The 14,272-nt window shown below is 59.6% G+C and carries 12 protein-coding genes; 11 read left to right on the top strand and 1 reads right to left on the bottom strand.

Going from position 1 to position 14,272, the window contains the following annotated elements; translation table 11 throughout:
* Window positions 1-238 precede the first annotated feature (238 nt).
* The 4 genes from dnaG (at window position 239) to tdh (ending at window position 6,558) form a co-directional block, all read left to right on the top strand.
* Window positions 239-2,227: a DNA primase gene (dnaG, locus tag FHT92_RS12985; protein ID WP_183741019.1), complete on the top strand. Its 1,989-nt coding sequence runs from the start codon at window positions 239-241 to the stop codon at window positions 2,225-2,227.
* Window positions 2,227-4,089 carry a DNA helicase RecQ gene (gene recQ, locus FHT92_RS12980; RefSeq protein WP_183825642.1) on the top strand — a complete coding sequence of 621 codons (1,863 nt, stop codon included), beginning with the start codon at window positions 2,227-2,229 and terminating at the stop codon, window positions 4,087-4,089. Before dnaG ends, recQ begins: the two co-directional genes overlap by 1 nt.
* 219 nt (window positions 4,090-4,308) lie before the next feature.
* Entirely contained in the window at window positions 4,309-5,496 is a 1,188-nt protein-coding gene (locus FHT92_RS12975; RefSeq protein WP_183825639.1) for a glycine C-acetyltransferase, read from the top strand.
* 24 nt (window positions 5,497-5,520) lie between these two features.
* Window positions 5,521-6,558 carry an L-threonine 3-dehydrogenase gene (gene tdh, locus FHT92_RS12970; protein WP_113016541.1) on the top strand — a complete coding sequence of 346 codons (1,038 nt, stop codon included), beginning with the start codon at window positions 5,521-5,523 and terminating at the stop codon, window positions 6,556-6,558.
* 111 nt (window positions 6,559-6,669) lie between these two features.
* Here tdh and FHT92_RS12965 read toward each other — a convergent pair whose 3' ends face one another.
* A complete protein-coding gene (locus tag FHT92_RS12965; RefSeq protein ID WP_183825636.1) occupies window positions 6,670-7,212 on the bottom strand; it encodes a murein L,D-transpeptidase family protein in 543 nt (180 codons plus the stop codon).
* Window positions 7,213-7,713: 501 nt separating this feature from the next.
* On the opposite strand from FHT92_RS12965, the gene rpoD reads away from it, so the two are divergent.
* The 7 genes from rpoD (at window position 7,714) to FHT92_RS12930 (ending at window position 14,254) form a co-directional block, all read left to right on the top strand.
* Complete coding sequence (gene rpoD / locus FHT92_RS12960; RefSeq protein WP_183741010.1) at window positions 7,714-9,768, top strand: RNA polymerase sigma factor RpoD; 2,055 nt, start codon at window positions 7,714-7,716, stop codon at window positions 9,766-9,768.
* Between the two features lie 235 nt (window positions 9,769-10,003).
* A complete protein-coding gene (locus FHT92_RS12955; protein ID WP_113185697.1) occupies window positions 10,004-10,297 on the top strand; it encodes a GYD domain-containing protein in 294 nt (97 codons plus the stop codon).
* A 108-nt stretch (window positions 10,298-10,405) separates the two neighbouring features.
* Window positions 10,406-11,149 carry a DUF930 domain-containing protein gene (locus tag FHT92_RS12950; RefSeq protein WP_183826262.1) on the top strand — a complete coding sequence of 248 codons (744 nt, stop codon included), beginning with the start codon at window positions 10,406-10,408 and terminating at the stop codon, window positions 11,147-11,149.
* On the top strand, window positions 11,130-12,284 hold the full coding sequence (locus tag FHT92_RS12945; protein ID WP_210278438.1) for a DUF930 domain-containing protein: 1,155 nt from the start codon (window positions 11,130-11,132) through the stop codon (window positions 12,282-12,284). The genes FHT92_RS12950 and FHT92_RS12945 overlap by 20 nt, the downstream gene beginning before the upstream one ends.
* Before the next feature lie 105 nt (window positions 12,285-12,389).
* Window positions 12,390-12,551, top strand: a complete 162-nt coding sequence (locus tag FHT92_RS12940) for a hypothetical protein (RefSeq protein ID WP_183825633.1) — start codon at window positions 12,390-12,392, stop codon at window positions 12,549-12,551.
* 48 nt (window positions 12,552-12,599) lie between these two features.
* Window positions 12,600-13,397: an APH(3')-II family aminoglycoside O-phosphotransferase gene (locus tag FHT92_RS12935; RefSeq protein WP_183825630.1), complete on the top strand. Its 798-nt coding sequence runs from the start codon at window positions 12,600-12,602 to the stop codon at window positions 13,395-13,397.
* A gap of 56 nt (window positions 13,398-13,453) precedes the next feature.
* Entirely contained in the window at window positions 13,454-14,254 is an 801-nt protein-coding gene (locus FHT92_RS12930) for an AraC family transcriptional regulator (protein ID WP_183825627.1), read from the top strand.
* The last annotated feature ends 18 nt before the right edge of the window (window positions 14,255-14,272 follow it).

Genomic DNA, 14,272 nt, shown 5'->3' with positions numbered 1-14,272 from the left:
TTTTTACATCTTCTTTTTTGAAACCGCTTTCCGCGGAACGGGGATCGCCGACCTGCGGGAAATTGGGAAATGTCAAAAATGTCGCACCCTCTGTCAGGGTCAGATAACGCATTGTTGAGTGGCTTCGGTGGATGTTTGTGACAGTGTTTCCCACCCTGTGAAAAGCGGGATTTATGGCAGAAGTTTCGTGGCGCAGCGGATCAAAGCTGCTTATATGGAAGTGCTGCAAGAGGTAGAGATGCGCTTTTCCCCCACCTTCCTGGACGATATCCGCGACCGCGTTCCCATTTCGAACGTGATTGCGCGGCGCGTGAGCTGGGACAAGCGCAAGACCAACGTGTCGCGCGGCGACTATTGGGCCTGCTGCCCCTTCCACGGCGAGAAGTCGCCGAGCTTCCATTGCGAGGACCGCAAGGGCCGCTACCATTGCTTCGGTTGCGGCGTGACCGGCGACCATTTCCGCTTCCTGACCGAGCTCGAAGGCCTGAGCTTCCCCGAAGCCGTGCAGACGATCGCCGACATGGCCGGCGTGCCGATGCCGATTGCCGATCCGCAGATGGAAAAGCGCGAGAAGGAGCGCACGTCGCTGCTCGACGTCATGGAAATGGCGACGCAGTTCTTCCAGGATCAGTTGCAGACGGCAAATGGGGCCAGAGCGCGCGCCTATTTGCGCGATCGCGGTCTGACGGGGCGGACGATCGAGACCTTCAGGCTCGGTTTTGCGCCCGACAGCCGCAATGCGCTGAAAGAATTCTTGGCTGGCAAGGGTGTCAGCAAAGAGCAGATCGAGGCTTGCGGACTAGTGGTGCATGAAAACGTGCCGGTTTCCTATGACCGGTTCCGCGACCGCATCATGTTCCCGATCCTTTCCTCCCGCGAAAAGGTCATCGCCTTCGGCGGCCGCGCCATGTCGCCGGATGCGCCGGCGAAATATCTCAATTCCAATGAGACCGAGCTCTTCCACAAGGGCAATGTTCTCTACAATTTCGCGCGCGCACGCCGTTCGCTGCAGGGCGCGAATGGCGAAGGCACGATCATTGCCGTCGAAGGCTATATGGATGTCATCGCGCTGCATCAGGCAGGCGTCGAAAACGCCGTCGCGCCGCTCGGCACGGCGCTGACTGAAAACCAGCTTGATCTGCTGTGGAAGATGACATCGCAGCCGGTACTCTGCTTCGATGGCGACGGCGCCGGCATCCGTGCCGCCAACCGCGCCGCTGATCTGGCGCTGCCGCACCTGAAGCCGGGGCGCAGCGTGCGTTTCGCGTTGCTGCCCGATGGCAAGGATCCTGATGACCTCGTGAAGCACGAGGGCAGGGCACCTTTCGACAGGGTCATGGCACAGGCCAAGCCGCTCTCGGAAATGCTCTGGGATCGCGAGGTGAGAGCCGGCAAGTTCGATACGCCGGAAGCGCGCGCTGAACTGGAAGCACGACTGAGGCAGCTCGTTGCCGTCATCGCCGACGAGAATGTGCGGCGCCATTACCAGCGGGATATGCGCGACAAGTTGAACAGTTTCTTCCAACCGCAGTTCCAGAATCGTAGCGGCGGCGAGCGACGCAATTTCGGCGGCAGCACCGGTAGTGGCAATTTCCGCGGCCAGAAGGGCGGCGCTCCCGCAGGGCCTCGAACCCCCGTTGCCGCATCGGATCGCCTGACCCGTTCGGGCCTCGTGCGGGGTCACCAGGGCAATACGGCGCTGAGAGAATGCGTGCTGGCCCTGACCGTCGTCAACCATCCCGCCTTGATGCTCGACGATTACGACGAAATCGCTTCCATAGAATACGACAATCGCGACTTGCAGAAGCTCTGGTCCGAAATGCTTGGTGCGGCGGCAGTCGTCGCCGGACCGCATCTGACGCGCGACTATCTGCTGGAATGCCTCGATGTTGCCGGTTTCGGTCCGTTGCTCAAGAGCCTCGATCAGCAGGTGCGCAACGCCCGGCTCTGGACGGCCACCGAGGAGGCGGCGATGGAGGATGCCCGCGAAGGCTATCGTCAGGCGCTTGCCTTTCATAAGCGCGCAAAGGACCTGCGCTGGCAGAAGATCGAGCTGGAGCGCGATATCGCGCAGGCGACGGAGGCCGGTGATGATGCCGAGATCGATCGGCTGATGCGCGCGTCGCAGGAAGTGCAATACGAGGCGTTGCGGCTCGAAAACCAGGAAGCAATTATCGATGGCTTCGGTGTGCTCTCCGGCCGCGTCAAGGGCGCTGCGAGCCACTGATGTCGCAGGCCGAACACGACGAACCGTCCTTTTCCGCGTCCGACGCGCTGTTTGCGGGTACCCAGCCGCTCGATGTGCTGAAGCGCGTTTATGGCTATTCCGCTTTTCGCGGCCGGCAGCAGGAAGTTGTGGAGCATGTCGTTGCCGGCGGCGATGCCGTGGTGCTGTTTCCGACCGGCGCCGGCAAGTCGCTCTGCTTCCAGATTCCCGCCCTTTGCCGTGCCGGCCTCGGTATCGTCGTCTCGCCGCTGATTGCGCTGATGCGTGATCAGGTTGAGGCGATGAAGCAGCTTGGAATTCGGGCCGCGGCGCTGAACTCCTCCATTTCGCGTGAAGAATATGTCGCGATCCGTCGCGGCGTTTCTTCCGGCGAACTTGATCTGCTTTATGTGACGCCCGAGCGCATCCTGATGGATGGGTTCCGGGAGCTGATCGGCAATGCCAGGGTTGCGCTATTCGCTATCGACGAAGCGCACTGCGTTTCGCAATGGGGCCATGATTTCCGGCCGGAATATCGCGAACTCGGCAAGCTCTCGGAACAATATCCTGGCGTGCCGCGCATCGCGCTGACGGCCACCGCCGATCCGCATACACGCGAAGACATTATTGAGCGCCTGATGCTCGACAATGCCTCGGTCTTCACGACGAGTTTCGACCGGCCGAATATTTCCTATGAGATCGTCGAACGGGATCAGCCGCGCCAGCAGCTCCTGCGCTTCCTGTCCGGCCACAAAGGCAATAGCGGCATCGTCTACTGCCTGTCGCGCGCCAAGGTGGAAGAGACGGCCGACTGGCTGAACACGCAGGGTATCAGGGCGCTGCCCTATCATGCCGGCATGGATCGGGCGCTGCGTGATGCCAACCAGGATGCTTTCCTCAAGGAAGAAGAGCTTTGCCTTGTGGCAACCGTCGCCTTCGGCATGGGCATCGACAAACCGAATGTGCGTTATGTCGCCCATCTCGATCTGCCGGGTTCGGTCGAGGCCTATTATCAGGAGACGGGTCGTGCCGGGCGTGACGGTCTGCCGTCCGAGGTGTGGATGGCCTATGGCATGGCCGATGTGATCCAGCGCCGGCGGATGATCGACGAGGGCAATGCGGCCGACGATATCAAGCGTATCGAGCGCGGCAAGCTCAATGCGCTGCTGGCGATCTGCGAGACAGCCTCCTGCCGGCGGCAGGCGATTTTGGCGCATTTCGGCGAAGCACACGACGGCAAATGCGGCAGTTGCGATACCTGCCTGAAACCGGTCGAGACCTGGGATGGGACGGAAGCGGCGATTAAGGCACTGGCGGCTGTCTATCGTACCGGTGAGCGTTTTGGTGCCGGCCACGTCATCGATGTGTTGATAGGCAACGTCAACGAGAAGACGGAACGTTTTCGCCATGTCGATATGCCCGTTTTTGGTGTCGGCAAAGATATTCCCGTCCGCACTTGGCAATCCGTCTACCGCCAGCTGATGGCGATGGGGCTGATCCGCGTCGATCATGAAGCGTTCGGTGCCCTGAAGCTGGAGCCGGAGGCGCGTGCCGTCTTCAAGCGTGAACGCGAGGTGTTCTTCCGCAAGGATCGTGCTCCTTCCGAGCGCAGAGCAAAGAAAACCGAGCGCGCGGAGCGCAGGACCGGGCTTTCGGGGGCGGATGGTTCGCTCTTCGAAGCGCTGAGAACCGAGCGTATGTCGATTGCCAAGTCGCTCGGCGTGCCGCCCTATGTGGTGTTCCCCGACACAACACTGATCGCCTTCGCCACCGAGCGGCCGCGCAGCCGTAAGGAACTGCTCGGCATTTCCGGCGTCGGCCAGTCGAAGCTCGAGCGCTACGGCGACGCCTTCCTCGATATCATTCTTTCGCACGACGAGTAACGCCCGTGCCGGCCGGCTTTCGCCTTTCTACGTCAGGACGCCATATTTCTGGGATGATGGCGGGGTCCGAGCGAGCAGGATCTGATCGAGCATCCCGAATGGTCCGAGGAGCTTGACCGGCCGACCTTTCTGCTTGTCACGGTTGAGCGTTGAGCAAGACAAGCCGATGGCGATGTGCTAACCGACGCTCAACGGGAAACATCAAGAGAAGGGCCTATAATGACCTCGAATTTCCTCTCGCATCTGCGCGGCGAACTGGCCGCGCTGAAGGATGCCGGCCTCTATAAGTCCGAACGTGTGATCACCTCCAAGCAGGCCGGCGAAATCGCCGTTGCCTCCGGTGAGCGCGTGCTGAATTTCTGTGCCAACAACTATCTCGGCCTGGCCGACAACGAAGAGCTGGCGGATGCCGGCAAGAAGGCGCTCGATCGTTATGGTTATGGCATGGCCTCGGTGCGTTTTATCTGTGGAACGCAGGAAGAGCACAAGCAGCTCGAGGCGCGCATCTCCTCCTTCCTCGGCATGGAAGACACGATCCTCTATTCCTCCTGCTTCGATGCCAATGGCGGCCTGTTCGAGACGCTGCTATCCGAAGAGGATGCGATCATTTCCGATGCGCTGAACCATGCGTCGATCATCGATGGCGTGCGCCTCTCCAAGGCCAAGCGTTTCCGTTATGCCAACAATGACATGGCGGCGCTTGAAGAGGAGCTGAAGAAGGCGGAAGGCAGCCGCTTCAAGATGATCGCGACGGATGGTGTCTTCTCCATGGACGGCATCATCGCCAATCTGCAGGGTGTCTGCGATCTTGCCGAAAAATATGGCGCAATGGTCATGGTGGATGACAGCCATGCCGTCGGTTTCGTCGGCAAGCATGGCCGCGGCTCGCCGGAATATTGCGGCGTCGAAGGCCGGATCGATATCATCACCGGCACGCTCGGCAAGGCGCTCGGCGGCGCGTCCGGCGGTTACACCTCGGGCAAGGAAGAGATCGTCGAATGGCTGCGGCAGCGTTCGCGCCCCTATCTCTTCTCCAATACGCTGGCGCCTGTCATTGCCGCCGCCTCGCTGAAGGTCTTCGACCTGATCGACAATGGCGACGCGCTGCGTGAGCGGCTGACGGCCAATGCATCGCTTTTCCGCTCCGAAATGATCAAGCTCGGCTTCACGCTGGCAGGCGAGGGACATGCGATCATCCCGGTCATGCTGGGCGATGCGAAGCTTGCGCAGGATATGGCCGCACTGATGCTGAAGAAGGGCGTCTATGTTATCGGCTTCTCCTTCCCCGTCGTGCCGAAGGGTCAGGCGCGCATCCGCACGCAGATGTCGGCTGCGCATTCGAAAGCGGACGTGGAACGGGCGATCGCCGTCTTTGCCGAAGCGGGCCGCGAACTCGGCGTGATTTGAGAGCCCTTGAGGAGAGAAAAGATCATGTCCAACATGATGAAAGCGCTGGTCAAGGCGAAGCCGGAAGTTGGCCTCTGGATGGAGAATGTGCCGGTGCCGGAGGTCGGCCCGAACGACGTGCTGATCCGGGTGAAAAAATCGGCGATCTGCGGCACGGATGTGCATATCTGGAACTGGGATCAATGGGCGCAGAAGACCATTCCGGTGCCGATGGTCGTCGGTCATGAGTTCTGCGGCGAGATCGCCGAGATCGGCTCGGCCGTCACCAAATATCATGTCGGCGAACGTGTCTCGGGCGAAGGGCATATCGTCTGCGGCAAGTGCCGCAACTGCCGCGCGGGCAGGGGGCATCTCTGCCGCAACACGCTCGGCGTTGGCGTCAACCGCCCGGGCTCCTTCGGGGAGTTCGTCTGCATACCGGAAGCTAATGTGGTACCGATCCCGGATGATATTCCGGATGAAATCGCGGCGATCTTCGATCCGTTCGGCAATGCCGTCCATACCGCGCTCTCCTTCGATCTCGTCGGCGAAGACGTGCTTGTGACGGGTGCAGGACCGATCGGCATCATGGGCGCGCTCGTTGCCAAGCGCTCCGGTGCGCGCAAGGTCGTCATTACCGACATCAATCCGAACCGGCTCGATCTCGCCCGCAAACTTGGCATCGATTATGTCGTCGATGCATCCAAGGAAAACCTTGCCGATGTGATGAAGGCGATCGGCATGACCGAGGGCTTCGATGTCGGCCTCGAAATGTCGGGTGCGGCACCCGCCTTCCGCGACATGATCGACAAGATGAACAATGGCGGCAAGATCGCCATCCTCGGCATTGCGCCGGCCGGTTTCGAGATCGACTGGAACAAGGTCATCTTCAAGATGCTGAATCTCAAGGGCATCTATGGCCGCGAGATGTTCGAGACCTGGTACAAGATGATCGCTTTCGTGCAGGGCGGCCTCGATCTTTCGCCGGTCATTACGCATCGCATCAAGATCGACGAATTCCGCGATGGTTTCGAGGCGATGCGTTCGGGAAATTCCGGCAAGGTCGTGATGGACTGGATGTGAGGGGGCCGAAGCGACGGCGCCGAACGGTGTGGAGATAGCGTCCGTCGATCTGCGCTGGCGCTCGATCTATCGACTCTGACTGCGAACGCCTGTGTCACGCTAGCGCGTAATTTAGGGCACGATCTCTATCGGGGTATGATCGGGAACGCGCGCCCAGATATCGCGCATTTCCGCATCGGTTACAGCGATACACCCATCCGTCCAATCCCAAAGTCGATGAATGTCCTGAAGGAAGCCCCAACCATTGGGAAGCCCATGGATCATGATATCACCGCCGGGGGGATAGCCCTTCAATTCGGCATTCTGCCGATCGGTCGGGCTGGGATAGGAAATGTGTAAACTGAGATGCGCCATAGACCGTGGGTTTCGCCAGTCGATTTCATATCGGCCTTCCGGTGTCTTCTCGTCGCCTTCCCGCTGCTTTGGGCCCTCATTAGCGGCACTTCCAAGAGAAATCCGATATATCGAAAGAGGAGTATCGCCTTGGAGGAGGACCATGCGGCGTTCGGATTTATAAACGCGAATGAGGTTGGCTTGTTGTTCCAAGGGTGCATCCGGAGGCGGTGACCCCGAGCCGATCCTGGCCGTCACTTTCGTATAAGCGAGAACGCTGACGCCGATGGCGGCTACAAGTATCAACTTGCTTCTCGTCATAGTCCTTGCCGCTCGGGTTGCCAATAATTGTGCATGCCTCTTTTTCACAACTCATGTTGGCGATTTGCGAAGAATCTATGGCATACGGCTGGCGCGAGTTGCTGTTCTGCTACTGTTTGTACAAAGGCCCTTGTCTTTTGGTGGTGACATACTAGATAAGCTTCGCAATCGCTGGCGCGGTTCAAAGCCTGTGGATAAGGCTTTTTCCGGGTTTTCGGTGGCTTTTTTTCTGGAAAAGCTTGACGAGAACAAATTTTGTGGGAATCACCATTCGACTTGAGCGGTGAACTGGGTCAAGGCGGATCGCACAACCATGACCGGAAATCCAATAGCAATGAAGTTTTGCTGTCCGATGCCGGCGATCGTGGTTAATCAGGCTTTAAATGTCATCCCGTTAGGTGGGTATAGGTGATTCGAGGCCGGTGTGCACGCACGCGCCGGGCCACGAGACGGCCATTCACTACAGCGAGTATGAATAGCGTCAGGAAGGCGACGATATAAATGGCAACGAAGGTCAAAGAGAACGAAGAAGCGGAAGTCGAACGCGACGGCGCAAGCGACGGCCCTCTTCTCGATCTTTCCGATGACGCGGTCAAGAAGATGATCAAGGCCGCCAAGAAGCGCGGCTATGTGACGATGGACGAGCTGAATGCGGTCCTGCCTTCCGAAGAAGTGACGTCCGAACAGATCGAAGACACGATGTCGATGCTGTCGGATATGGGCATCAATGTCATCGAGGACGAAGAGGCCGAGGAAGCCGGCGCTTCCGGCGGCGACGACGACGACAGCTCCGACAATGACGAGAGCGAGGGCGGCGAACTCGCGCCTTCCGGCGGCACCGCGCTTGCGACCGCCAAGAAGAAGGAGCCGACCGACCGTACCGACGACCCTGTGCGCATGTATCTGCGCGAAATGGGTTCCGTCGAGCTTCTGTCGCGCGAAGGCGAAATTGCCATCGCAAAGCGCATCGAGGCTGGCCGCGAAACGATGATCGCAGGCCTCTGCGAGAGCCCGCTGACGTTCCAGGCGCTGATCATCTGGCGCGACGAGCTGAACGAAGGCACCACGCTGCTGCGCGAGATCATCGATCTCGAAACGACCTATTCCGGTCCGGAAGCCAAGGCTGCCCCGCAATTCCAGAGCCCCGAGAAGATCGAGGCCGACCGCAAGGCTGCCGAGGAAAAGGAAAAGACCCGGCGCGCTCGCTCCGGTGACGACGACATTACCGATGTCGGCGGCGAAGGCATGCCTCCGGAAGAGGAAGAAGAGGACGAGGACGAATCCAACCTCTCTCTCGCCGCGATGGAAGCCGAGCTTCGCCCGCAGGTCATGGAAACGCTCGACATCATCGCCGAGACCTATAAGAAGCTGCGCAAGCTGCAGGACCAGCAGGTCGAGCAGCGCCTTGCCGCCACCGGCACGCTGTCTTCCGCCCAAGAGCGCCGCTACAAGGAGCTCAAGGACGAGCTCATCAAGGCCGTCAAGTCGCTGTCACTCAACCAGAACCGCATCGATGCGCTGGTCGAGCAGCTTTACGACATCAACAAGCGCCTCGTTTCCAACGAAGGCCGTCTGTTGCGTCTGGCCGAATCCTATGGCGTCAAGCGCGACTCGTTCCTGGAACAGTATCAGGGCGCCGAGCTCGACCCGAACTGGATGAAGTCGATCGGCAATCTGGCCGCTCGCGGCTGGAAGGAATTCGCCAAGAGCGAGAACACGACGATCCGCGACATCCGCCAGGAGATTCAGAATCTCGCGACGGAAACCGGCATTTCGATCTCCGAATTCCGCCGCATCGTGCACATGGTGCAGAAGGGCGAGCGCGAAGCGCGCATCGCCAAGAAGGAAATGGTCGAAGCGAACCTTCGCCTCGTCATCTCCATCGCCAAGAAGTACACGAACCGCGGTCTGCAGTTCCTCGACCTCATTCAGGAAGGCAATATCGGCCTGATGAAGGCGGTCGACAAGTTCGAATACCGCCGCGGTTACAAGTTCTCGACCTATGCGACGTGGTGGATCCGTCAGGCGATCACCCGCTCGATCGCCGACCAGGCCCGCACGATCCGTATTCCGGTGCACATGATCGAAACGATCAACAAGATCGTCCGTACCTCGCGCCAGATGCTGCATGAGATCGGCCGCGAGCCGACGCCGGAAGAACTGGCCGAAAAGCTTGCCATGCCGCTCGAAAAGGTCCGCAAGGTCCTGAAGATCGCCAAGGAGCCGATCTCGCTCGAAACCCCCGTGGGCGACGAAGAGGATTCGCATCTCGGCGATTTCATCGAAGACAAGAACGCGCTGCTGCCGATCGACGCCGCCATCCAGGCGAACCTGCGCGAGACGACGACCCGCGTTCTGGCATCGCTTACGCCGCGCGAAGAGCGTGTGCTGCGCATGCGCTTCGGCATCGGCATGAACACCGACCACACGCTCGAAGAAGTCGGCCAGCAGTTCTCGGTCACCCGCGAACGTATCCGCCAGATCGAGGCGAAGGCGCTGCGCAAGCTCAAGCATCCGAGCCGCTCCAGAAAGCTGCGCTCGTTCCTCGACAGCTGAGGCGCCGACGACGATTGAAGTCAGAACCCGGTCAGCTTGCTGGCCGGGTTTTTCTTTGCCCGGGAGGGCTCAGCGGATTAGCCCATTGGAGTATATTTAGCCCGATTGATGGTTCCCGCATTGCTTGTCCCCATGGAGTGACAGGCTTATAATTCGGCCGCGGGGAAGAGAGCGGTCGCGGCGTGCGAGCGGTATCATACGCCGCGTGACCGTAGCCTCCGCCAGGAGGTGCAGCATGACGACCTACATTCTGCTGATAAACTGGACCGATCAGGGCATCCGGAGCGTGAAGGACTCTGCCAAGCGGCTTGATGCAGCAAGGAACATGCTTGGCAGCATGGGCGGTTCCTTCGACAAATTCTATCTCACCATGGGCGAATACGACATGGCAGCCATCTGCGAAGCGCCTGATGATCGCGTGATGGCGCGCTTCACGCTGACGCTCGCCATGGCCGGCAATGTGCGCACGAAAACCCTGAAGGCATTTTCGGAAGTGAATTATCGCGACATCATCGGGTCGCTCTCATAAAGCAGAATGGCCGATAATTGGTGACGAGCCGGATGCGGCGTTGCGGTTGTTCCGCGGTGCTGGCAGTGTCGCTGCGCCTTGAACCCAGAGCATGGATTTGCCTTGCCGATGGAACATGCCGGCCTGTTGCAGAGAGGAAAGTTCGATCCGGCATTGCCGGCGTCGCTCGTGCTGCATCTGGTCATCGGCTTGCTCCTGCTGGCTTTTCTGCCCGATGTGCAGCCGATTAGGACGCCACAGGAAGAGAGCATCGACGTTGAAGTCGTGACGCCGTCGGCTGCTGCTGCAATCCAGGTTCCGCCGCCTGCGGTCCTCTCGCCGCTGCAAAGTCATGGAGACAGCGGAAGCTCGGCGGGCAGGGAGATGGTACCGCTGGCGCCTGAGACGGCATCCAGAGAGATGCCGCCGCTCCCGCCTGCGCTGCCGAAGCCAACGGTATCGGGTCCACCACCGTTGAGGCAGGCAGCGGAACTCTTTTCTGCAAAAACACTCGCCAGCCCACGCAGTCGCACGGCACGTCAGCTGCTTGGCACGCTGTCCGGCGGGGAGCGCAATCTGCAGCTCTGCAACCTCGAAGCGCTGGAACAGGTCAGTCGTTTCCGCCCGGGATCGGCGCCCGATCTTGTCGCGCCCTACGCCATGAAGCCGGAGAAGGTGAGGGGCAACAGCGTCGAGGTGGATGGCGGGGCTTTCCGGAGCAAGCGGAACTGGTTCAATATCCGTTTCCATTGCGAGGTGGATCCTCAGGGGAAGACTGTCACCGCCTTTGCCTTTGCGATTGGCGATGCCATTCCGAAGGACCTGTGGCAGGAATACAATCTGGTGGCCGAGGATGGCGAGGCCGATCAGTGAGCCCGTCCTATGGTCACGAAGGCCATCATCACAAGGTTTTTTTGATTTATGGCTTGATGCTGCCGGTTTTAGAGGCCACATCGCTGCTGTGACGGAAGAACAAGTCGAACCGGCAGATACCGACCACGAGACGGAACACCAGGAGCCCCGCGCTCGCTGGGGTGTTATCGCGTCCGTGCTGGTGCATGTGCCCATCGTCGCGCTCCTCATATTCGGCCTTCCGAAGATCCAGGCGCAACCCGCCGAGGAAGAGAGCGTGAAGGTCGAGCTCGTCCCGCCGCCGGAGGAGAAGAAGCCGGAGGAAAAGCCGAAAGAGGAAGAGAGGCCCAAGGAGCAGGCGAAGGCTGAGCCGCCCCCACCGCCGCCGCAATCACCTCCGCCGACCGCAGAAATGGCGAAGCAAGCGAAGCCGCCACCTATGCCGCCCATGCTGAACGTTAAGGAGTTTGACAACAGGAACAGCGGCCCAAAAAAATCGTTGACGGGCAATTCGTCCGAAGGTGACGCAAAGCCGGCAACAACGCCTCCGCCGCACGATGTTGCGCCGGAGCAAATGCCCTCAGAGGCAGTTATGGAAAAACTTAAAGCCGAGACCCCTCCATCAAAGCCTGTGCCGGATGATGTAAAGCTTCCCGAGGTGGCAGTGGCTGATGCTTCTCCGGAGCCGAACGGATCGCCAGCGGATATGTCCGATAAAGCAGTAGTGAGTATCGAACAGGCCAAGCCGCCGGAGCAGAAAACCCCTGAGAAGCCCAAAGAGGTGGCGAAGAACAATGACCTGACGAACGCCAAGACGCTGTTTTCGTCCACAGAGGACGGAAACTCTATTGCGCAGGCTGCAATTGAGGGTCTTCCACGAAACAAGAGAGTGGCCGTTCTTTGTGCCAGCGAGCTTCGAGCGCAGCTTGCTTATGGTTCTCCGAGTTATCGGCCCTACGCATTGCCCCAATACGGGTTGCGTGCAGGAAACCTGCTCGATATTGACGACGCAGCCTTTGGCACAGCCAAAGGCTGGTATCATGTTCGTTTCCGTTGTGAGGTGGATACCGATGCGACGAAGGTCGTTTCGTTTGCCCACGAGGTAGGCGCGCTGATCCCTCGCAGCCAGTATGGGAAATACGATATTCGTGATTAGTCGTCATCTTTGATCGCGTCTCGCCCTGGAACAAGCCACACGCAAGGAACCATCTCTATCGTTTCCCCATGGCCGTTATGGTACGGTAGAGAAGGGACACATGATATGTCGAACGAGATCGAGCACTTCTTCGAGCGTCAGGAAGAAGCTATCAGCCTTATGTTTCTGGAAAATAAGGCAGACGAGCTGACCGATATTCTGGTCGCGGCCCTGGAAGAAGCTTTCGAAATTCTTCTGGAAAGTGCACCGGCCGAAACCTTCCATTAAGGTGTCCACACCGGCTCAGGCAGAGCTTCTTCCCATAACAGGATTGTCATGGTCGTTCCGCTTCAGGAGGATGGCAGGCTTCCGGTTTCCCTCCGAAGCCATCTCGGCGGCTATGAATGGCGGCGCGATGCGCTCGGCCGTTCCTCAGCTTGCGTTTTCCGCCTGGAAGGCGAGAAGCGACCCGGGCTGTACCTGAAGGTCGAGGAGGAGGGGCCGTTTTGCGAGCTTGCCGATGAAGCCGAGAGACTTGTCTGGCTTCGCAGCCGGGGCCTCGATTGCCCCGAAGTCATTGCCCATGAAAGCGATGGCGAACGCAGTTTTCTCCTGATGACGGCACTGCCGGGCGCCGATCTCGTTACTGCTGCGGCGCTGTTACCGGAGGAGCGCGTCGAGATACTCGCCTCCGCGCTCAGCACCCTCCACAACCTAGATATCGGGGTGTGTCCTTTCGATCATCGATTGGACAAGCGCCTCGCGGCCGCTGAAATACGCATGCGGGCCGGCGTCGTCGATGAGACGGATTTCGACGAAGAGCGGCTTGGCAAAAGCGCCTTTTTCCTCTTCGGCGAATTGCAGCGGCTGCGGCCGCAAAGCGAAAATCTCGTCGTTGCGCATGGCGACGCTTGCCTGCCGAACTTCATGGCAGCGAATGGGCGCTTTGCCGGTTATATCGATTGCTGCCGCCTTGGTGTCGCCGATCGCTACCAGGATATCGCGCTTGCCTGCCACAGCATCACCTATAATTTCGGCAAGGAATTCGTGCGGCTGTTTCTCAATGCTTATGGCCTGTCGATCATCGATCCCAAGAGGATCGAGTATTATCGGCTTCTCGATGAGTTCTTTTAGCGCTCCCTTGCTCAGTTCGCCGTCGGCTGGCACAGTCGATCGCGAAGGAGTTTGCCATGGCCGCCAGTCAGTTCAGAATGTTGCGCTCGTCCGTGCCCGGCGTGGAAGCTGTGGTGGCGACATCAGGCCATCGTTTCGCGCGCCACACGCATGAGCAGTTCGGCATCGGTCTCATCTTTTCCGGGGCTCAAAGATCGCTGAGCGGGCGCGGCCTGGTAGAGGCGGAGGCCGGCGATCTTATCACCGTCAATCCGAACGAGGTCCATGACGGGGTGCCGATCGGCGAGGCGCGCTCATGGAGCATTCTCTATTTCGATCCTGCTGTGATGGAGGGTCTTACGCGAGAGGTTGGAGGAGGCGAGGCCAATCGCTCGGAAATTCCGCGCCCTGTCATTCACGACGGCCTGCTCGCCGATCGATTTCGCGTGCTGTTTTCCGCTGTGACCGGCGATGGGGAACGGATGCGCTGCGAAGAGCTGCTTCTGTCGGTCATTGCCGATGCCCTGCGGGAAACCGCGATGCGGGAGGGGCAGGCTATGGCACCGCATTCCATTGTTCATGCCCGCAACATGATCGATGATGATCCGGCCGCCGAGATCTCGCTTTCCGATCTGGCACGGGAGAGCGGTCTCAGCCGGTTTCAAGTGCTGCGCGCCTTTGCCAGGGCAACGGGTTTCACGCCTCATGCCTATCTCGTTCAGGCCCGCGTTCATCTTGCCCGACGGCTGATTGCTGGTGGTGCGGCACTGGCGGAGGCTGCAGCCGAAAGCGGCTTCGCCGACCAGAGCCATATGACGCGCGCCTTCGTTTCGCGTTATGGCCTGACGCCCGGCACCTATGCACGCGGGCATTCCTGATCGCTTGCCTGTTCACTT

Origin of the sequence: Rhizobium sp. BK377, from assembly GCF_014193935.1 — a bacterium.
GTDB lineage: Bacteria > Pseudomonadota > Alphaproteobacteria > Rhizobiales > Rhizobiaceae > Rhizobium.
This window is presented reverse-complemented; position numbering and strand designations above follow the sequence as displayed.